22 protein-coding genes are annotated in these 19752 nt (G+C 66.6%); 12 read left to right on the top strand and 10 right to left on the bottom strand.

The window, feature by feature from the left end; all coding sequences use genetic code 11:
* The first annotated feature begins 101 nt into the window (after window positions 1–101).
* The 3 genes from IEV67_RS05565 (at window position 102) to IEV67_RS05575 (ending at window position 3151) form a co-directional block, all read left to right on the top strand.
* The gene (locus IEV67_RS05565; RefSeq protein ID WP_188435529.1) at window positions 102–407 is read left to right on the top strand and encodes an ArsR/SmtB family transcription factor; all 306 of its coding nucleotides are present in this window, start codon (window positions 102–104) and stop codon (window positions 405–407) included.
* A 31-nt stretch (window positions 408–438) separates the two neighbouring features.
* The gene (locus tag IEV67_RS05570; protein ID WP_188435530.1) at window positions 439–1641 is read left to right on the top strand and encodes an MFS transporter; all 1203 of its coding nucleotides are present in this window, start codon (window positions 439–441) and stop codon (window positions 1639–1641) included.
* A 166-nt stretch (window positions 1642–1807) separates the two neighbouring features.
* Entirely contained in the window at window positions 1808–3151 is a 1344-nt protein-coding gene (locus tag IEV67_RS05575; protein WP_188435531.1) for an HNH endonuclease signature motif containing protein, read from the top strand.
* Window positions 3152–3172: 21 nt separating this feature from the next.
* On the opposite strand, the gene IEV67_RS05580 is transcribed toward IEV67_RS05575, so the two are convergent.
* Window positions 3173–4003 carry a helix-turn-helix transcriptional regulator gene (locus IEV67_RS05580; protein WP_188435532.1) on the bottom strand — a complete coding sequence of 277 codons (831 nt, stop codon included), beginning with the start codon at window positions 4001–4003 and terminating at the stop codon, window positions 3173–3175.
* A gap of 19 nt (window positions 4004–4022) precedes the next feature.
* Window positions 4023–4376 carry a nucleoside triphosphate pyrophosphohydrolase family protein gene (locus IEV67_RS05585; protein ID WP_229702767.1) on the bottom strand — a complete coding sequence of 118 codons (354 nt, stop codon included), beginning with the start codon at window positions 4374–4376 and terminating at the stop codon, window positions 4023–4025.
* Between the two features lie 159 nt (window positions 4377–4535).
* Here IEV67_RS05585 and IEV67_RS05590 point away from each other — a divergent pair, with 159 nt between their 5' ends.
* Window positions 4536–4883 carry a nuclear transport factor 2 family protein gene (locus tag IEV67_RS05590; RefSeq protein WP_188435534.1) on the top strand — a complete coding sequence of 116 codons (348 nt, stop codon included), beginning with the start codon at window positions 4536–4538 and terminating at the stop codon, window positions 4881–4883.
* On the opposite strand, the gene IEV67_RS05595 is transcribed toward IEV67_RS05590, so the two are convergent.
* Window positions 4880–5164: a helix-turn-helix domain-containing protein gene (locus tag IEV67_RS05595; RefSeq protein ID WP_188435766.1), complete on the bottom strand. Its 285-nt coding sequence runs from the start codon at window positions 5162–5164 to the stop codon at window positions 4880–4882. The two genes, IEV67_RS05590 and IEV67_RS05595, sit on opposite strands and share 4 nt — an antisense overlap.
* Before the next feature lie 48 nt (window positions 5165–5212).
* On the opposite strand from IEV67_RS05595, the gene map reads away from it, so the two are divergent.
* The 5 genes from map (at window position 5213) to IEV67_RS05620 (ending at window position 9016) form a co-directional block, all read left to right on the top strand.
* Window positions 5213–5989 (top strand): type I methionyl aminopeptidase, encoded by a 777-nt coding sequence (gene map, locus IEV67_RS05600; protein WP_188435535.1) that lies wholly within the window; start codon window positions 5213–5215, stop codon window positions 5987–5989.
* Window positions 5990–6071: 82 nt separating this feature from the next.
* The gene (locus tag IEV67_RS05605) at window positions 6072–6569 is read left to right on the top strand and encodes an SRPBCC domain-containing protein (protein ID WP_188435536.1); all 498 of its coding nucleotides are present in this window, start codon (window positions 6072–6074) and stop codon (window positions 6567–6569) included.
* Window positions 6566–6883 carry an ArsR/SmtB family transcription factor gene (locus IEV67_RS05610; protein WP_373284438.1) on the top strand — a complete coding sequence of 106 codons (318 nt, stop codon included), beginning with the start codon at window positions 6566–6568 and terminating at the stop codon, window positions 6881–6883. The genes IEV67_RS05605 and IEV67_RS05610 overlap by 4 nt, the downstream gene beginning before the upstream one ends.
* Window positions 6884–6937: 54 nt before the next feature.
* A complete protein-coding gene (locus tag IEV67_RS05615; RefSeq protein WP_188435537.1) occupies window positions 6938–7504 on the top strand; it encodes a TetR/AcrR family transcriptional regulator in 567 nt (188 codons plus the stop codon).
* 87 nt (window positions 7505–7591) lie between these two features.
* The gene (locus IEV67_RS05620) at window positions 7592–9016 is read left to right on the top strand and encodes a DHA2 family efflux MFS transporter permease subunit (protein ID WP_229702768.1); all 1425 of its coding nucleotides are present in this window, start codon (window positions 7592–7594) and stop codon (window positions 9014–9016) included.
* A 61-nt stretch (window positions 9017–9077) separates the two neighbouring features.
* On the opposite strand, the gene IEV67_RS05625 is transcribed toward IEV67_RS05620, so the two are convergent.
* The 6 genes from IEV67_RS05625 to IEV67_RS05650 all read right to left on the bottom strand — a co-directional run bounded on the left by IEV67_RS05625 (window position 9078) and on the right by IEV67_RS05650 (window position 15580).
* Entirely contained in the window at window positions 9078–9374 is a 297-nt protein-coding gene (locus IEV67_RS05625) for a DUF503 domain-containing protein (protein WP_188435538.1), read from the bottom strand.
* A gap of 17 nt (window positions 9375–9391) precedes the next feature.
* Entirely contained in the window at window positions 9392–10144 is a 753-nt protein-coding gene (locus tag IEV67_RS05630; RefSeq protein ID WP_188435539.1) for an SDR family NAD(P)-dependent oxidoreductase, read from the bottom strand.
* Window positions 10145–10291: 147 nt separating this feature from the next.
* Window positions 10292–12379 (bottom strand): glycoside hydrolase family 2 protein, encoded by a 2088-nt coding sequence (locus IEV67_RS05635; RefSeq protein ID WP_188435540.1) that lies wholly within the window; start codon window positions 12377–12379, stop codon window positions 10292–10294.
* A gap of 2 nt (window positions 12380–12381) precedes the next feature.
* On the bottom strand, window positions 12382–13296 hold the full coding sequence (locus IEV67_RS05640) for a carbohydrate ABC transporter permease (RefSeq protein WP_084595613.1): 915 nt from the start codon (window positions 13294–13296) through the stop codon (window positions 12382–12384).
* Window positions 13297–13298: 2 nt separating this feature from the next.
* Window positions 13299–14213: a carbohydrate ABC transporter permease gene (locus tag IEV67_RS05645; RefSeq protein WP_033105428.1), complete on the bottom strand. Its 915-nt coding sequence runs from the start codon at window positions 14211–14213 to the stop codon at window positions 13299–13301.
* Complete coding sequence (locus tag IEV67_RS05650) at window positions 14213–15580, bottom strand: ABC transporter substrate-binding protein (RefSeq protein WP_188435541.1); 1368 nt, start codon at window positions 15578–15580, stop codon at window positions 14213–14215. The genes IEV67_RS05645 and IEV67_RS05650 overlap by 1 nt, the downstream gene beginning before the upstream one ends.
* Window positions 15581–15692: 112 nt before the next feature.
* Here IEV67_RS05650 and IEV67_RS05655 point away from each other — a divergent pair, with 112 nt between their 5' ends.
* Window positions 15693–16706 (top strand): LacI family DNA-binding transcriptional regulator, encoded by a 1014-nt coding sequence (locus tag IEV67_RS05655; RefSeq protein ID WP_188435542.1) that lies wholly within the window; start codon window positions 15693–15695, stop codon window positions 16704–16706.
* Window positions 16707–16754: 48 nt separating this feature from the next.
* On the opposite strand, the gene IEV67_RS05660 is transcribed toward IEV67_RS05655, so the two are convergent.
* Window positions 16755–17240: a single-stranded DNA-binding protein gene (locus IEV67_RS05660; RefSeq protein ID WP_033106368.1), complete on the bottom strand. Its 486-nt coding sequence runs from the start codon at window positions 17238–17240 to the stop codon at window positions 16755–16757.
* A 189-nt stretch (window positions 17241–17429) separates the two neighbouring features.
* Between IEV67_RS05660 and IEV67_RS05665 the strand changes: the two genes are divergently transcribed.
* Together IEV67_RS05665 and IEV67_RS05670 are read left to right on the top strand one after the other, a co-directional pair.
* Entirely contained in the window at window positions 17430–18029 is a 600-nt protein-coding gene (locus IEV67_RS05665) for a PadR family transcriptional regulator (RefSeq protein WP_188435543.1), read from the top strand.
* 13 nt (window positions 18030–18042) lie between these two features.
* On the top strand, window positions 18043–19749 hold the full coding sequence (locus tag IEV67_RS05670) for an ABC1 kinase family protein (protein ID WP_188435544.1): 1707 nt from the start codon (window positions 18043–18045) through the stop codon (window positions 19747–19749).
* Window positions 19750–19752 lie beyond the last annotated feature (3 nt).

Raw genomic sequence — 19752 nt, forward strand, 5'->3', positions numbered from 1 at the left:
CCTCGGTTCGAGAACCTGTTGCTTCGAATCTCTGGGTTCGAGAATCATCGAACTATCGGAGCGTACTCGCCCATCAGCAATTGTTCAACTATTATCGAACCATGCCCGGTGATCTGCAGCATCCGGAGCGCTCCGATATCCAGCTGACGGACGTGCTCTTCGCGCTCAGCGACCCCGAGCGCCTTGCGATCGCGCGCCAGCTCGCCGACGGGCCGCTCGACATGGCCGCCTGCCACGCTACCGACCCGAACCTGCCGAAGTCGACCAAGTCGCACTTCATGAAGGTGCTGCGCGAGGCCGGCGTCATCCGCAACGAACCCAACGGACGCCGGCGGATGCTGACGCTACGGCGCGACGACCTCGATGCCCTGTTCCCCGGGCTGCTGGATTCGGTGCTGCGGGGCTGAGGCATCCGCGACCCCGCATAGGCTGGTGCATATGCCCAGCACGACTACCGTCGCCCCGGCCGTGCGCCGCGCACGCGTCGGCGTCGCGCTGCTGTTCCTCACGAACGGTGCGCTGTTCGCCAACATCCTGCCGCGCTACCCCGAGATCAAGGTGCAGCTCAGCCTCGACGCCGCCGCCTACGGACTCGCGATCGCGGCGTTCCCCGCCGGCGCGATGGTCGCAGGACTCGGAGCCGCCGTGCTCATCCGCCGCTTCGGATCGGCGAAGGTGGCCGTGGTCGGCACGATCCTCACCAGCCTCGGGATCCTCGCGGCGGGTCTTGCACCGTCGGCACTGTTCTTCGCCCTCGGACTCTTCCTCGGCGGTGCGGCGGATGCCATCACCGACGTCGGGCAGAACACGCACAGTCTTCGCGTGCAGCGCGGCTACGGACGCTCGATCATCAACTCCTTCCACGCGATCTGGTCGATCGGCGCGGTGCTCGGCGGATCGATGTCGGCCGCGGCGATCGCACTGGCCCTGCCCATCGGCATCCATCTCGGCATCTCTGCCGTCGTGTTCTGCGTGCTCTCGCTCGTCGCGCTGCGGATGTGTCTGCCGGGGCGCGACGACGTGACGGAGGAGGACGCGATCGCCGGCGGATCGGAGATCGGCGGTGCGTTGCGCCGCGGCATCACGGGGAAGACCGTGTTCGTCATAGTCGCGCTCGTGCTGCTCGCGATCGCCGGCGCCATCGTCGAGGATGCCGGAATGTCGTGGGCGACCCTCTACCTGGGCGCGGATCTCGCAGCCCCGGCAGCGATCGCCACCACCGGATACATCGCTCTCGTCGGGGCGCAGTTCATCGGACGGATCATCGGCGACCGCATGGTTGATCGCTTCGGGCAGCGTGCCGTCGCGCAGGCCGGCGGACTCCTCATCGCCGTCGGAATGGGGCTGGCTTTGGCTTTCCCGACGATCCCCGGCACGATCCTGGGCTTCGCGGTGGCCGGGTTCGGCAGCGCCACGCTCATCCCCGCGGCGATGCAGGCCGCAGATGCGCTCCCGGGCCTCCGGCACGGCGCCGGTCTCACGATCGTGTCGTGGTTGCTGCGACTGGGCTTCCTGCTCTCGCCGCCGTTCGTCGGATTCATCGCCGACAACGCCGGGCTTCGCGCGGGTCTGCTCGTCGTGCCGATCGCCGGAGTGGTGGCGATCGTGTGTGCCGGGGTGTTGGAGCGGCGTCGGCGCTGAGCGACCGCAACGCCTTCGCGTCGCCTTTCCTCACCGAATCTTGTTCGGATTTAACTTCGAAGGCGTGTGAACCCAGGCGCGGCGATCGATCCTCAATTCTGCGCAAGTTGTCCACCGATTCGAATTAATGTTCGACAAACGCATATGGGTGCGGTATCGTTGAAGCATGTCAAAGCTGACGGGTCTGCACGAGGCGATCTCTCGCCTCGACGAGGCCTGGGCGGATGCTGGTGACTCGAACGATCTTTCGAGAGATCAGTTGATCGCGGTCACGAATGCGATCGGCGTGCTGCAGCGTCGACTGGATGCTGTGCACGTCGGTGTCGCAGCGGGGATCGCGAGTGAGTCGCGTACGGAGCTGGGCGCGGACTCTTTGGCGAAGCAGCAGGGATTCCGCACGCCGGCGAAGTTGATCGCGGCCGCAACGGGGGTCTCGATGGGTGACGCCATCCGCCTGATCAAGGTGGGCGAGGCGACAGCCGCACGCACCGATCTGCTCGGTGCCAGGTTGCCGGCGAAGTATCCGCTGGTGAGCGAGGCGTTGGCGGCAGGAACCCTCAGCGCGCAAGCGGCCGCGTTGATCATCGCGGTGCTCGAGCGGTGCCGCATCGCAGCCGGGCCTGAGCGCACGGCCGAAGGTGAGCGGTTGTTGGTCGACGCGGCTCCTGGGCTCGCGCTCGATGAGATCCGCCGACTCGTCGTGCGGGTCGAGGCATGGCTGGATCCTGATGGCGTCGAGCCGCGAGAGGACGAGCAGCGGGGCAAGCGATCACTGACCTTCTTCGAGCGCGGCGGCCGGTTGCATCTCAACGGCAACTTCGATGTCGAGACCGGTGCTCCGATCGTCGCCGCGCTTCGCGGATATGTGAGCGCCGCATTCGCAGCCCGCAAGGCCGCACCCGATCCGGATGCGCCGGATGCCGACCACCGCACGGTGCCGATGCTGCAGGCCGACGCGCTCGCCCTGTTCTGTGCGCACGTGCTCGGCTGCAAGAGCGAGAAGCTTCCCCTCGCGGGAGCCACCGTGATCGTCCGGATGCACCTCGACGACCTGGAATCGGCGACGGGAACCGCGACGATCGATGGCATCGACCAGCCGATCAGCGCAGCTGCCGCCCGACGCATGGCCGCCGACGGCGGCGTGATCCCCTGTGTTCTCGGCGGGGACAGCGAGATCCTCGACTGGGGTCGGAAGAAGCGCTTCTTCACCAAGGCGCAACGCCTCGCTCTTGCCGAGCGCGACGGCGGATGCGCCATGTGCAACCTCCCACCCGAGATGGTCAAGGCGCACCACATGCGATGGTGGAAACGCCATCACGGGCGAACCGACCTCTCCAACGGAATACTCCTGTGCGAGAGCTGTCACCATCGCATCCACGACAACGGATGGGAGATCTATATCGACGGCGCCGGTGTGAATGCTCGCGTCTGGTTCATCCCACCCACCCATGTCGATCCCGCCCGCACCCCCAGGCTCGGCGGACGTGCACGCTTCGACATCGCGGCCTGAACCGTGGGATGCGCCGATCGCTCAGCCGTGCGAACTCCGCGTCGCCTCGAGCGCCCCGAGCAGCGCCAGGGCATCCGCACTCGGACTACCTGGCGTGGCCGTGGCGACGGTGAGCTGCTGGCCAGGAGCATCCCGCACATCGAGCGTCTGATACGTGAGCGTGAGACGGCCGACGTCAGGATGGTTGATCGTCTTCTCGGTCATGCTGAGACCGGCGACCGTGTGATCTTCCCAGTAGCCGACGAACTCGGCAGATTCGGCGCGGAGTCGCGTGATGAGCGGCAGGACGGCCGGGTGCGGCGGGCTGAAGCCGGCCGCGAGGCGAAGCGCGCTGACCGCGGCGCGAGCGACAAGATCCCAGTTCTGGAAGTACGCCCGCGCAGCAGGATCGAGGAACACGAAGTCCATCGCCCCATGGGCGAGCTGCGACTCTCCGAGCAGCGCTCGCGCGGTCGCATTGGCGGCGATGATCTGGAAGCCGGGATCGATGACGTACGCCGCCGCATGCGGGAAGGCATCCATCAACTGCATGAGCTCGTCGCTCACGGGCCCGGGGACGGGCTGCGCCCCCGGCGAGAGCCGAGCGAGCCGGAACACGTGATTCCTGGCATCCGGGCTGAGACGCAGTGCCGTCGCCAAAGCCTCGACGACCGGCGTGGAGGGAGTGCGCTCTCTGCCCTGCTCGAGACGGGCGTAATAGTCGGCACTGACGCCGGCGAGCACCGCCACCTCTTCGCGCCGCAACCCGCTCACCCGCCTGCCGCCCACATCCGGCAGGCCGACATCCGCGGGCGTGATGCGAGACCGCTGCGCGCGCAGGAACTCTCCGAGAGGGCCAGCGGGAGATGCCATGTTGCCCACGGTAGTCGCGTCAACTCTCCGTGCGGGCGATGGTGGCTTCGAGGTTCGTGCGGATGCTCGACAGGGTGTCGCCGTACGCCTCGTCCATGTCGATGCCGAGCCTGTCGGCGAGCACGAACGTCCACCACATCGATTCCGCCAGCTTGTGCGTCAACTCGGCTCGCGGATCTCCGTCGATCGCCCATGTGCCCTCATCGGCGAGCAGAAGACGGCCGATGTAGCCGACGTCGTTCGAGAAGCCGATCATCAGCTCATGCAGCGACCAGGTCTTGCCGTTGAACCGCTTCTCGAGGATCTCGTAGAGCGCGCGGACCTCGAGCGCCTGGGTGCGGGCGGTGGCGAGGGCGGGGGAATCAACAGGCATGTGGGGCTCCATTCAGAGTGGGGGATTATGAACAGCATCCCGCGCCGGCGACCTCGCAACCAGGGTGCACCGCTCCCTGGTGCGACGCGCAGACGGGGTTCAGAGTCGAAGACAGACGTGATCATCCCGATCATCTCCACGCAATCGGAGGAGAACCCCTTGTCAGAATCGACCATCACCCAGGATGCCGTCATCGCTGAGTGGATCACCGCAGCCAACACGCACGGCAGGGCCGAGTTCCTCTCGTTCTTCACGGCGGATGCTGTGCTCGACGACCCCTCCGTCGGGGAGGTCTTCGAGGGGCACGAGGGTGTCGGCCGCTACTTCGACACGTATTTCATCGGCTACAACACGCAGACGCGGCTCGTCGGTGCGGAGCCGCGCGACGGCTTCCTGCACGTCGAGGTCGACTTCACCGGAGACTTCCCGGGCGGGCAGACCGGCGGAACATTCGACGTCACGTTAGCGGGCGAAAGGATCGCCCATGTTCGGGCCGATCTGATCTAGGACGCGAGTTGCTCGCGCGGGGTGCGGCGGGTCGGTTCGGGAGCACTGATCTCGCCCCAGACCGTGTCGAGCGAGAGTCCGAGTACATGGGCGATCGCAGCGATCGTCGGGAAGGCGGGTGTCGCGACGCGGCCGGTCTCGATCTTGCGCAGCGTCTCGGGGGAGACGCCGGCGTCGAGTGCGACGTCGAGCATCGTGCGTGCACCTCGTGCCTGACGCAGGATGGCGCCGAGGCGCTCACCTCGTTCGATCTCCGCGGCGGAGAGCGACATCCTGACCATCATGTTCCGATTCTAATACCGGTATGACAACACCGGTATAGTTATTGGATGATCGAGATCCTGACATCTGCCGAACTCGCTCGCGCCAGGGATGCGGGCGCGCTCGTCGCAGACATCCTGCAGTCGTTGAAGGCGCGCAGTACGGTCGGCGTGAGCCTGCTCGACATCGATCGCTGGGCGAAGGAGATGATCACGGATGCCGGTGCGCAGTCCTGCTACGTCGACTACGCCCCTTCGTTCGGGCGTGGACCGTTCGGTCACTACATCTGCACGGCGGTGAACGATGCGGTGCTGCACGGCATGCCGCACGACTACCGTCTGGCCGACGGTGATCTGCTCACCCTCGATCTGGCCGTCACGCTCCGCGGGATCTCGGCCGACGCCGCGATCAGCTTCATCGTCGGTGACGCACGGCCGCCGGAGAGCCTCGCGATGATCGACGCGACCGAGCGCGCGCTCGCCGCGGGTATCGCCGCGGCTCGTCCCGGCGCCCGCATCGGCGACCTCTCGCACGCCATCGGCTCCGTGCTCGGCGATGCCGGCTACGCGATCAACATGGAGTTCGGCGGCCACGGCATCGGATCGACGATGCATCAGGACCCGCTCGTCGCCAACGACGGCCGGCCCGGCAGAGGGTACAAACTGCGCCCCGGTCTGCTGCTCGCCCTCGAACCGTGGGTGATGGCCGACACTGACGCGCTCGTCACGGACGCCGACGGCTGGACGCTGCGGAGCGCGACCGGTAGCCGCACGGCGCACAGTGAGCACACGATCGCGATCACCGACGACGGTGCGGAAATCCTCACCACGCCAACTGCAACTTAAGGGTTGCAGTAACAAGGAAGTAGTGCAACCATGAGATTGCAGTTGGTCGATCGGCCAGCGAAAGATCCTGAAAGGAACCATCATGGTGAGCATGACTGAGAACCCGGCATCCGTCGTCGACGAGAACTCGTTCACGGTGCGCCGAAGCATCCGCATCAACGCGCCCGTCGAGAAGGTGTGGCAGGCGATCACGCAGCCCGAGTACATCTCCCGCTGGTTCGGCCGCACCGTGCTCGACGGCGTCGGTGTCGGCGCCGCAGGCACGATGACCTTCTCGGACTACGGCTCCATCCCGCTGCGGGTGGAGGAGTGGGATGAACCGCGCCGCGTCGCCTACCGCTGGAACAACGACGATGCGCTCGGTTCGCTTCCGGAGCAGGTGCAGGAGAAGGGCTCGACCGTCTTCACCTTCACTCTCGACGAGGTCGACGGCGGCACGCAGCTCGACGTGATCGAGACCGGCTTCGAGAACACGTCCGCGCCGCTCGAGAACCTCGAGAGCCACCGCACCGGGTGGAACGAAGAGCTCGACAAGCTGGTGGCGCTGGTGGAGCGCGACACGACCAAGGGTGACGCGTGAGCACAGACACCCTCGCTCCCATGTTCGCGGCACTCGCGGACGAGACGCGGTGGAGCATCCTGCAGGCACTCGGCGAGGGGGATGCTTCGGCATCCGCCCTCGCCGGGCGCCTCCCCGTCAGTCGCCAGGCCATCGCGAAACACCTCGCGGTGCTGCAGGAGGTCGGCCTCGTCGAGCCGGTGCGGGCCGGCCGCGAACTTCGATTCCGCGTGATCGGTGCCGAGCTCAGCGCGACTGCTCAGCGCCTCGACGCGATCGGACGCGACTGGGATCGTCGCCTCGCCGCGATCAAGGAGATCGCCGAAGAGCTGTGATCCGCGCCTGCACTCTGGTTGCCTCCTGAGAAGAGTGAGTGTACAGTCACTCATATGGCAACGACTCGCAGTTCGATCCTTTCCACAGCCGATGCGCGACGGCCTATCGTCGCGGCCGCGGCGCTGGCGGAGTTCGCGCGCGGCGGCTACTACGCCACGACCGTCGCCGACGTCGCGCGGGAGGCGAAGATCTCCCCGGCCTACGTCTTCAAGCTCTACGCCGGCAAGGAGGCGCTCTTCATCGCCGCACTCGAAGCGTGCTTCGACGCGATCATTGCGGCACTGGAAGAGGGGGCGGATGCCGCGGGCGACCAGACTCCCGACAACATCCTCGATGCGATGGGCGACGCATACGCGCGGCTGATCAGCGACCGCACCCTGCTCATGCTGCAGGTGCATGCGCAGTCGGTCGCCGACATCCCGGTGGTGGGCGAGGCGCTTCGCGCCGGACTCGCACGCGTCACGATGCTCGCGAAGAGTCGCTCCGGCGGCGCGGATGACGACGTGCAGCGCTTCATCGCCTACGGGCAGCTCTGCCACCTCATCGTGACGACCCAGCTCGACGGTCGCCCCGAAGCGTGGGCGAAGCTTCTGACCAAGGGGATGAGCCACCCGGCGTGATCGCGCCCGGTGCTGTCCCCATACTTCTTTGCCCAAAAGAGTGAGTGATGAGTCACTCATCCATCATCAACTGAAAGGAACGACATCATGAACACGATCTCGACCGCCGTTCGACCCACCATCGCCGCGCCACGCAGTTCGCGCCGCTGGCTGGCCCTCAGCATCCTGGCGCTCGCGCAGTTCCTCGTCGTGCTCGACGCCTCGATCGTTAATATCGCGCTCCCCGTTCTCGGGCGGCAGCTCGGCATGGACACCGCAGCCCTCACGTGGGTGATCACCGCGTACGTGCTCGCGTTCGGCGGGCTGCTGCTGCTCGGCGGCCGTCTCGCCGACCGATACGGTCACCGCCGCGTCTTCCTGATCGGCACGACCGGCTTCGTCGCAGCATCCGCGCTCGCCGGCCTCTCGTTCTCGAGTGAGATGCTGCTCGCCGCGCGCGCAGTGCAGGGAGCATCCGCCGCGCTCCTCGCCCCGGCCGCGCTCGCGCTGCTCACCCATCTCTTCCCCGACGCGAAGGAGCGCACCAAGGCGCTCGGCGTGTGGGGCGCGGTCGCGGGCATCGGATCGGCGGCCGGGGTGCTGCTCGGCGGCATCCTCACCGCAACGCTCGGCTGGCAGGCGGTGTTCTTCGTGAACGTGCCGATCGGCGTGATCGTGCTGGTCGCGATTCCCGTTCTCGTCTCCCGCGACGGCGCCCGTGCGTCCGGACGGCTGGATGCCGCCGGGGCGATCACCGTGACCGCCGCGCTCGTCGCTCTCGTCGGCGCGCTCAGCGCGGTGGAGCGGCTCGGGTTCCAGCATCCGCTGCCTCTCGTGCTCTTCGCGGTTGCTGTCGTACTCGGCGTGGTGTTCGTCGCGGTCGAGCGTCGCAGCGCCGACCCCCTCGTGCCGCTGGCGGTGTTCCGCAACCGTGATCTCGCACTCGGCAACATCGTGATGCTGCTGGCCGGTGCCGCGATGGTCGCGCTGTTCTTCGCCCTGTCGGTGTACATGCAGGCCGTGCTCGGCTACGACGCGCTCACCGCTGGTCTGACCCAGCTGCCGCTCGCCGGTGCGCTCGTGCTCGTCGCCGGTGTCGTCCCGTCCTTGATCGGCCGCCTGGGCACCAGGCCGGTGCTGGCCGTGTCGCTGCTCGTCTTGGCCGCCGGACTGGTCTGGCTCGCGCTTGCGCCATCGGATGCTGTCTTCCTGACGCAGCTACTCGGACCGACGCTGCTCATCGGTGTGGGACTCGGCGGTGGGTTCGTCGCCACGACGCAGCTGGCTGTCGAAGGAGTCGAGGGCGGTGAGGCGGGGCTCGCAGGAGGGCTCATCAATACCAGCCAGCAGATCGGTGGAGCCGTCGGGCTCGCTGTGCTCGGCACGATCGCGGGCCTGCGGACTGCGTCACTGGAAGCGGGCGGGGCGTCGACGGCGGAAGCGCTCACGGGAGGGTTCTCGTGGCTCTTCCTCGGTGCGGCGGGGCTGTCGATCGTCGGGGCCGGAGTCGTGATGGTCTGGCGGCGGCGCTGAGTCTTGGCGTCCCTTGACTGAGGCTCGCGCGTGCTGTCTGGTTCAGGCAGGCGTGCGGGCCTCAGTCTTCGCTGGAGTGCAGGCCTCTTCGGGTCGCCAGCAGGGTGACTTCCGGATGCTCTTCCGCCAGCATCCGCTCTGCGCGATCCAAGACGCCTCGGACGTGCGCGATCTCCGCCCCGACCACCGACAGGCCGATCGCCGTGCGTCGGTGCAGGTCGTGGGAGCCGACCTCGGCTGCGGCTGCCTCCGTGCGGCGGGACAGGTCGGCGATCAGCGGGCGGATGACGCTGCGCTTCTCCTTCAGGGAGTACACGTCTCCCAGCAGCACGTCGAACTCGACCCAGCCGATCCACATGCTTCACCTGTCGCCGGTCAGGGCGCCGTGTATCCGCCGTCGACGAGGTGGTAGCTGCCGGTGATGAAGCTTGCGGCGTCGCTCGCGAGGAAGGCGATGAGGTGCGCGACCTCGTCGGCCTTTCCGAGCCGGCCGATCGGATGCTTCGACACGAGGAACTCCTTCGCATCGGCATCCATCTGCGCCAGCAGGGGAGTGTCGATGAAGCCCGGTCCGACCGAGTTCACCCGCACGCCCTGCGCTGAGTACTCCAGCGCGGCCGTCTTGGTCATGCCGACGACGCCGTGCTTGGCCGCGACGTAGGCCGGCGAGGTGGCGAAGCCGACGCTGCCGAGGATCGATGCGATGTTCACGACCGAGCCGCCGCCGTTGCTGAGGATCGACGGGATCTGCGCCTTCATGTTGCGGAAGACCGCGTTGAGGTTGATCGCGATGACCTTGTCCCAGTCGTCGTCGCCGTACTCGGCGGTCGGCGCGGCGGCTCCACCGATGCCGGCGTTGTTCACGCCGATCCGCAACGGCGCGAGTGTGTTCGCGAGCTCGACGGATGAAGCGATCCACGCGCTGTCGGTCGCGTCACCGGCGGATGCCTCTGCGACACCGCCCGCGGCGCGGATGTCGTCGACCACGGACTGGGCGGCCTCTGCGTTCAGGTCGTTCACGACCACCGATGCGCCGTTCTGCGCGAGAAGCATCGCGGCGGACTTGCCGATTCCGCTGCCTGCCCCTGTGACGATCGCCGAGCGTTCCGAAACGTCGTACTGAGCCATGAGAAGGCTCCCTCCCGAGCGGGCACTTCACCGGGAGGGCTTCTCGGGCGGTCCGCTCTCTTCGACCCTACGTCGCTTGGACGGCCTCGGCGCGGGGTTGACATCGGGGTGCAGGCGCTCCTTCGCCTCGTGTGCGAGTCGCCGCGGTCAGGCGAACTCGTCCGTCCGTGCACCGCGGCGGTTCGGCGCTTCGACCTCGGCCGCATCCAGATAGGCGCGCGCGACCACCGTCTCGTCGACATCCGTCGCCCAGATCAGGAACCTGCCGGCTGTGCCCGTCGCGGGCACAGCGAGTGGCACGGCACCCGAGAGCTCGAAAGGTTTGACGTCGAGCCGCGACGTCGAGACCACGTCGGCCGCCCGTGCAGCATCCATCGGCGACCCGGCAGAGACCCACGCGCCATGAATCGAGAGCGAAAGCGGGGCATCTCCGTGATGCGAGACATGAACTCCGAGTTCGAACCCGGCGACCGGCAGCGCGAGATCTGCGCCGGCACGTTCCGGTACGAGATCCAAGACAAACACCGTGTCGGCGTTGACATCGGCAGGGTCGCATCCGCCCCAGTCCTTGGTGCGGCGACCCTCGGTCAGCAGACCGGCGCATTCGTGTTCGACGTCGGAGAACTCCGTGTAGACGTAGCCGGAGTAGCGATCATGCCGGCGCAGCTCCTGGGTCTCCCATCGCAGATGCCAGGCGCGCTCAAGGCTGGTGAAGCCCTCGCCGTACTCGCTGTTCAGGATCGGCACGCCTGTCCGCGGGAACGAGGAAGACCCGTAGAACGACTTGTCGACGGTGAAGTCCGGTCCGAGCCGAACGGGAAATTCTTCGCGGGTTCCGTCGGCGAGGTCGGCGACGACCTGTTTCCAGGTCGCGATGTCGGGCTCGTAGTAGTGCCAATCGACGAGGTCGCTCTTCACATGCGCCCAACCGGAGTTCTCGACGATGGGTCGAGAGTCGTCCAGCGCCCGCAGCAGATCGTACGCGCGCTCGGCGGCCTCGGCCCTCGACGCGCTGCCCGGGATGTCCCAGTCGAGGCCCCATTCCTCGTTGTATAGACCCCAGATGATGATGCTCGGGTGGTTGCCGTCACGTTCAACCATCGCCGGAAGCTGTGCTTCGAAGGCATCTGCAGCGGCATCCGAGAAACGACTCGGGCAGGCGGGCTCCGCCCAGACGAGCATTCCGGTGCGATCTGCCTCGTGCAGCCAGATCGGATCTTCGAATTTGAGGTGCTTGCGCACGAGGTTGTAGCCGAGCTCGCGGGAGAGTGCGATGTCACGGTGCAGCGCCTCGGCGTCGGGGGCAGTGAGGCCGGTGTCGGGCCAGTAGCCCTGATCCAGCACGCCGCGCACGTACAGGCGGGATCCGTTCAGCACGAGCTCCTCGCCGCGCGTCTCGATGCGCCGGAGCCCCGTTGTCGCGATCACTCGGTCGGCCGTGTCCCCGCCGCCGACGAGGATCTCGACGCGATACAGATGCGGATCCGCCGGTGACCACAGCCGCGGTTCCGCGATCTCGATGCGCGCAGACGCCTGCCCTGCAGCATCCGTCGTCATCTCGACCACGGAGCCCGGCACCTGTGCGCGCACGACCGTTCCGGCGACGAGGTCGCCCGCCAGCGACACGGCCACATCGATCCCCGTCAGGCTGTCTCCACGCAGCGACACGGCACGCGCGTAGGTGCGCCCGCGGGCCTCGAGCCACACCGACTGCCAGATCCCGGAGGTCGGTGTGAACGAGACACCGTCATAGTCATCACGCGGAATGGATCGCTGCTTGCCATGCGCGATCGCCCGTTTGTCGGCCGGGGCGTCGACCTCGACGATCAGCTCAGATGCGACACCGGGCACCACGAAATCGGTGACATCGAACTCGAACGACTCGTAGCCGCCGACGTGCTCGCCGACGAGGCTGCCGTCGATGCGCACGACGGCCCGGTGGTGCACGGCGCCGAAGCTCAACACGACACGGCGTCCGCCCCATTCGGCGGGAACGACGACCTGACGGCGGTAGACGCCGCGCTCCAGCCAGGTACGACGCACCCCCGAAGCCGCGCTCTCCCACGCGAACGGCACAGTGATGAGCGACCGGATGTCGTCGGCCTCGAAGTCCCAACTTCCGTTGAGGTTCACCCAGCGCTCCGAGCGGTCGCGATCGGGCCGCGGGTATTCGGGACGGGGAGCCGACTCGGTGCCCGGTGCAACGAGGGTTGATTCGGTAGTGGAAAGAGACACATTCAGCCTTTCACGCTGCCGGCGAGGATGCCGTTGATGAAGTGACGCTGGAGCACGATGAAGAGCACCAGCAGGGGGATGAGGGCGATGGAGCTCGCCGCGAGGAGTTCTCCGGTGACCGTCGCGTAGTCGGCGCCGATCCGGTTGCCCGTGATGTTCTGGGCGAGCGTCGAGAGCACGACCTGCAGGGTCGCCATCCGCTCGGAGCTTGCGACGATCACCGGCCAGACGAAGTCGTTGTAGATGTTCATGATCGTCAGCACCGCGAGGCCGGCGAGCCCCGGACGGATGACGGGCACCACCACACGCCAGAAGATGCCGAATTCGCTGCATCCGTCGACGCGCGCGGCATCCAGCAGTTCATCGGGCACCGCGCTGATCACCTGGCGCATCCAGAAGATCGCGAACGCGTCCACGGCTCCCGGCAGGATCAGTGCCTGATACGTGTTCACCCAGCCGAGGGCCTTCATCTCGAGCAGTAGCGGGATGATCAGCACGATCGTCGGCAGCATCAGTGTGATGAGAACCGTGCCGAAGATCAGGTTCTTGCCGATGAAGTCGTACTTGGCGAACGCGAAAGCCGCGAGAGGCGCGAAGAACAGCGTGATGCCGCCCTTCACGACCAGCACGATCGCGGTGTTGAGGAATCCGTTCGCGATCGGCACGTCTTGGAACATCGCCGTGAAGTTGTCGAGAGTGAAGGTCGACACGTCGAAGCCGAGCGGGTCGCGGATGATGTCGTTCGGCTGCTTGAACGACGAGACGATCGCCCACGCGACCGGTGCGAGGAATGCGACGAGCAGGATCATCAGGAACAGATGGGTCCCGAGGCGCAGGTGCGGTCGGCGGCGCGTGCTTCGCGGTGCGGGGACGGATGTCGTGGCATTCGTCGCGGTACGAGAGAGGGTGTCGGTCATGATCAGTCCTTCGCTCGCAGCATCCGCACGAAGAAGAGCGAGAGCACCATCACCAGGATGACGAGCAGGAAGGAGTTCGCCGCTCCTGTGCCGAGGTCACCGCGGGTGATGTGGTTGTAGAGGTAGTAGCCCGCCGTCGTCGTGGAGTTGTACGGGCCGCCCTGTGTGACGACGAAAGGTTCGGCGAACATCTGGAACACGGCGAGCGTCTGCAGCACCACGGCGAACATGATGGTGCGGCGCAGCAGGGGAACGGTGATGCTCCACAATTGTCGGAGCTTGGATGCCCCGTCGAGCTCCGCGGCCTCGTACATCGAACTGTCGATGGACTGCAGACCGGACAACAGGATGATCACGATGAATCCCGTCGTCTTCCACAGGAACAGCAGGGCGAGCGTGGGCTTCGCCCACTCACTCGTCGTGAGCCATCCGATGTCGGGAAAGCCGAAGACGCCGAGCATCGCGTTGATGGCGCCGTACTGCTGGTCGAAGAGGACGACCCAGATCTGTGCGACCGCAACGAGCGGGGTCACGAAGGGGACGATGAACGCGACGCGGTAGAGGCCTCGCAGCTTGAGCTTCGCGGAGTTCAGCAGCACCGCGACGAGCACTCCGAGCACGATCTGGATCGGAACGATGAGCAGCCACAGGACGGCGGAGTTGCCGAGCGAGCTCCAGAAGGCCTGGCTCGTGAGCAGGTACGTGTAGTTGCCCCAGCCCACCCACTCCGCAGCACCCGAACCGTGCCAGTTCGTGAAGCTCAATCGCGCCGTGAAGATCAGCGGATACACGCTGAAGGCGAGGAAGATCACGATGAACGGCAGCACGAAGAGGTACGGCGCGGAGCGCCGCCTCAACCGTGCCGTTCGGTTACGGGCGTGCTGGGATGCCGCGGAGGGGAGGGCTGTGGTCGTCATCACTGCCTGTCGATGAGGTTCGTCTGGATGCTGTCGGTCGAGCCGCTGATGACCTCGGCGGGCGTCATGTCGCCGTCGAGCATCTTCTGGATGTCATTGCCGAGGTAGTCGACCGCGCTGTTCCACCATGACGGGATCGACGTGCCGCTGGGAATCTGCGCACCCGCGGTGGTCGCGACCTCCCAGAGGTCCTGGCCGCCCAGTGCGTCGAGGGGCTGGAAGAGCGGGTTCTCGGGATCGGCGGCCGGCAGGTAGGCGGGGATCGACGTGTTCAGACCGGTCGGGTAGATGTCGTTCACACCCCACACGGCGGTATAGCCGGCCTCGTCGTACATGAGGAACTCGTAGAACAGCCAGGCGAGCTCGGAATTCTCGCCTTCCTTGGGCAGGACGAACGACGAGCCGCCCATCGCACCGCTGCGGGCTCCGCCGTCTTCCCAAGCCGGAAGCTCCATGGCGCGCCAGTCGCCGGTCGTCTCCGGGAGCAGCTGCTGCGGGGCGAAGTCGAACCAGATCGCCCACGGGTAGAAGACCTGGTTGCCGTTCTCGAGCTCCGCGATGTCGGTCGGGGTCAGGTACTCGGCACGTGTTCCGAGGCCCTCCGACTGGACGGTATCGAGGAAGGTGAGGATCTGCTCGTACTCCGGGCTATCGAGGCGCAGTTCGCCCTCGGCATCCGCGATGGATGTTCCGAGCTGGCTCGCGTACATCTCGAGCTGGAGCTGACCGAGGAATGCACTCTGCTCGAGGTGGATCGGATGCGCCTCGGGCACCTTCGCCTGGTAGGCGCGGGCGGCATCGAGAAGGTCATCGTAGGTCTCGATCGCCGTGGCATCCACTCCGGTCGCTTCCAGCGCGGTGGCGTTGTAGTAGAGCAGGCCGGGGTTGAGATCGTACGGCACCCCGTAGATCCCGCCGTCGACGGTGGTCGCATCGATCTTCTGCGGGGCGATGTCGTCGGCGTAGGGCTCGAGCACGTCGCTGAGATCCCAGAGGTGGTCGACGAAGCCGCCGATCATGGCGTCGTCGAGGAAGACGCCGTCTGGGACGTCGGTGCCGGTGATCAGCGTGTTCTGCAGCTTCGCGTTGATATCGACGGCCTCGTGGTTGACCTTGATGCCGGGATACTTCTTGTTGAAGTCGTCGATCACGTCGTCGAAGACCTCGAACAGGTCGCCGGAGCGGTCCCAGATCGTGATCTCGCCTTCCGGCTGGTCCGCTGTTGGGGCCTGCAGACGATCGGATGCCGCGTCGTCGCCGGATCCTGCTGTGATGTCGGGGCCGCAGGCCGTCAGTGCCAGAGCGGTGACGGCGACGGCGCACACTGCGGTCAGGCGAAGGCCCGGCCGTTTCGAGTAGCTGTTCATGGACACTCCTTTGTGTTGATGTGCTGTGGTCTGTGCAACATGCTGCGTTGTTTGCCAACGTATGCAAACTGTAGCCGACGTTTGCACACGTTGCAAACGCTAAGATGAGAGCATGCCGGCCACACTTCGCGACGTCGCAGAGCGTGCACAGGTGTCGATGCGCACTGTGTCGAACGTCGTCAGCGGATACACGCATGTGAGCGAGCGGATGCGGACGAAGGTGCTCGCAGCCATTGAAGAACTCGATTACCGGCCCAATCCGGTGGCGCGGACATTGCGTACCGGTCGTACCGGGATGCTGGCCCTGGTCGTGCCGGAGATCGACGTTCCGTACTTCAGCGAGCTCGCGCGAGACGTGATCGACGCCGCGGCCGAGGTTGGCTATCGCGTGATGATCGATCAGACCGGACACGATCACGAGCGGGAGCGGCAACTGCTGACAGGGGAGGGCCGGACGATGCTGTTCGACGGGCTGCTGTTCAGTCCGCTGGTCACGAAGTCCGAGCTTCTCGACATGCACGGTACGACGCGGATGCCGCTGATACTCCTCGGTGAGCACGATTTCGACGGCCGCTACGACCACGTCGCCATCGACAATGTGGCGGCAGCGCGGGACGCGGTGGGACATCTCATCGACACGGGCCGGACGAGGATCGCTGCGATCGGCTCTCAGCCTCTCGAGGAGTATGCGACACCGCTGCAGCGCTCAGCGGGTTATGAGGCCGCGCTGGCGGATGCGGGATTGGATCTTCGTTCGGAGTACGTGATCACCGCCGCGCACTACAGCCGTGCAGACGGTTATGCCGCGGGCACGGCGCTGCTCGCCCTGGATGCTCGCCCTGACGCCATCTTCTGCTTCTCGGACCTGCTCGCTTTCGGTGCGATGCGCGCCGTCTTCGATGCCGGCCTCCGGGTGCCGGAAGACGTCGCGGTGATTGGGATAGACGACGTCGACGAAGGCCGCTACTCGCGCCCGTCGCTCAGTACGATCTCGCTGGACACGCAGTTCATCGCACGCGAGTCGGTGCGGCGGATCATCGATCGAATAGAAGACCCCGCGCTGCCGGCGACCGAGATCGTCGCACCACACACCCTCGTCGTGCGGGAGAGCACCGCCGCGGAGTGAGTCTGATTCGCAGGCGGCTGAGATGCTTTCGCGGCAGTTGTCCCCGGCTCAGAACGGCGTCTCGTCCGCCGTCGACCACTCGGTGTTCGGCGACGACCACGAGTCGGCTGTCGCCGCCGCGGGGGCCGCACCGCCTGCCGCAGCCGTGACCGGCGCGCCGCCACCGCCCGAGCGATCTCCTCGGACGACCTGCGCCGTCGCGTACTTCAGCGACGGGCCGACCTCGTCGACCTGCAGTTCGAGGCTCACTCGGTTGTTGCCCTCGCGATCCTGGTAGCTGCGCTGCTGCAGGCGGCCTGTGACGATCACGCGACTGCCCTTGGTCAACGACGCAGTGATGTTCGTCGCCAGGTCACGCCAGGCCGAGCAGCGCATGAACAGCGCGTCGCCGTCTTTCCACTCATTCGCCTGTCGGTCGAAGTTGCGCGGCGTACTGGCGACGGTGAAGCTCGCCACCGCGACGCCGGAGCCGGTCTGGCGCAGCTCGGGTTCGGCGGTCAGGTTGCCCACGATCGTGAGGATGGTCTCGTTCATGTTGTTCACTCCGGTTCCGTATGTTCTTCATCTCAGTGTCGAGACTGCCTCATCGGTGAGACGGGATCAGCGTATTCCCGGCATCCGACATCCGGCTGCCGCCACGCATGATCCGAGATGGACCTTCCCGAACGACACTGAACGATATATCGTTAACGCACCATCGTTCGTTCGACCCTGGAGGACAACATGAACAGCTCATTCCCCACCGGCGCCTTCGGCGGAGGCGGCTCCGGCTCCGGTTCTGGCTTACCGTTCGGCGGACCGGGTGGCCCGGCATCCGCGATCTTCGACGCGATGGACCAGTTGCGGAAGTCGTTCGAGCAGCGCACCGGCAGTGGTCCTTCCCGTATGGCGCGCGGCGACGTGCGCGCGGCGGTCATCACCCTGCTCGCCGAGGAGCCGATGCACGGCTACCAGATCATCAACGAGATCGCCGAGCGCTCCGGCGGATCGTGGAAGCCGAGCGCAGGATCGGTCTACCCGACCCTGCAGTTGCTCGCCGACGAGGGTCTCATCACCGCCGAGGAGCAGAACGGTCGCAAGACCTACTCGCTCACCGGAGCGGGCCGCGAAGAGGCCGAGATCGCCGCCGACAAGCCGGCTCCGTGGGAGGCGTTCTCATCCCGCGATCACAGCCACCTCACCGCGCTGCCGAAGGCCGGAATGGATCTCGCAGGTGCCGCAGCCCAGGTCGCCCGCACCGGGACGCCCGAACAGGTGCAAGAGGCTGTGACCGTGCTCGACGAGGCGCGTCGTAGGCTGTACGCGATCCTTGCGCAGGACTGACTCTAGGAGAGCGATGGATGTTGCGGCGGCGAAACCGGCCCACCGCGCCCGCTACCGTCGCATCGTCTCGTTCGCCGCCCGCGAGTTCTTGAAGATCTGGTGGTTCGAACTCGTCCTGCCGAGACTGGGCTTCTCGGGTGTCTCCGAACGAACCCGCGCGCCGAGGATGCAGAGTTTCGCCCGTCGCTTCCACGTGCTCGCGGTCGAGCTCGGCGGACTCATGATCAAGGTCGGCCAGTTCATGTCGTCGCGCCTCGACGTGCTGCCACCCGAGATCACTCAGGAGCTCGCGGGGCTGCAGGACGAAGTGCCCGCCGTGCCGTTCCCCGACATCAAGGCGCTCGCCGAGGCCGAACTCGGGGTATCGCTCGAGCGCGCCTTCGCCTGGTTCGACGATGCGCCTCTTGCCGCGGCATCCCTCGGCCAGGTGCACCGCGCGCGCCTGTCCGATCTCGACGCGGCCGACACCGGGCTTCGCGATGTCGTCGTGAAGGTGCAGCGTCCGGGGATCGACGAGATCGTCGCGACCGACCTCACGGCTCTTCGGCGCGTGGCGGGATGGGCGAGCCGCATCCGTCTCGTCTCGGATCGCGTCGACGCCCCCGCGCTCGTCGAGGAGTTCGCCGCGACCTGCCTCGAGGAGATCGACTACTTGCACGAGGCCGCGAACGCCGAGCGCTTCGCCGAGAACTTCGCGTCCGATCCTCGCGTCAGCACTCCGGAGATCGTGTGGGAGCGCGTGACGCGCCGGGTACTGACGCTGTCGGATGTCACCGCGATCAAGATCAACGACACGGCGGCGCTTCGGCGGGCAGGAATCGACCCGAGCAAGGTCGCGGACGTCTTCGCCGAGGTCATGTTCGATCAGGTGTTCACGCACAGTTTCGTGCACGCCGATCCGCACCCAGGCAATATCTTCGTGACGCCGCTGGCGGCGGATGCTGCGCCAGCCGCGTCTGGCGAGGCGAGGCCGTGGCGACTGACCTTCGTCGACTTCGGGATGATGGCCGAGGTGCCGGACGGCCTGCGCGACGGGCTGCGCACGCTGCTCGTCGCCGTCGCAGGGCGCGACAGCAAGGGCCTGGTGAAGGCGGCGCAGGAGATCGGCGTGCTGCTGCCGTCGGCCGACACCCTGGAACTCGAACGCGCGCTCGCCGCGCTCTTCGATCGTTTCGGAGGCATGGGATTCGTTGAACTCAGCAAGGTCGACCCGAGCGAGTTCACCGGGTTCGCGAACGAGTTCGGCGACACGATGCGCTCCCTGCCGCTGCAGCTGCCCGAGAACATGCTGCTGCTCTTCAGAGCGGTCTCGCTGACGTCCGGCATGTGCAGTGGGCTCGATCCCGAGTTCAACGTGTGGGATGCCGCGGAGCCGTATGCCGCCCGTCTGATCCGCGACGAGAGCGGCAACGTCATCCAGGCGTTCGCTCGCCAGGCCGCCTCGACGGCCGCGACCACCTGGCGTCTGCCTGCGCGCATCGACGACGTGATCACTCGCATCGACGACGGCACTGTGACGTTCGACACCTCACGGCTGGAGCGCCGCCTCGACTCGCTGATGCGCATCGGACGTCGCGCCGTGGCCGCGCTGCTGTTCGGCGGCCTGCTCATCGGAGGTGCCGTGCTGCTCGCCCCCGCCCCGGTGCTCGGGATCGTGCTGATGGCGGCGTCGGCTGTCCCGCTGCTTTATGCCGTGTTCGTCGGGGTGGGTCGGCGGTAGGGT

This window comes from Microbacterium murale (genome assembly GCF_014635185.1).
In the GTDB taxonomy this organism is placed as follows: Bacteria; Actinomycetota; Actinomycetes; order Actinomycetales; family Microbacteriaceae; genus Microbacterium; species Microbacterium murale.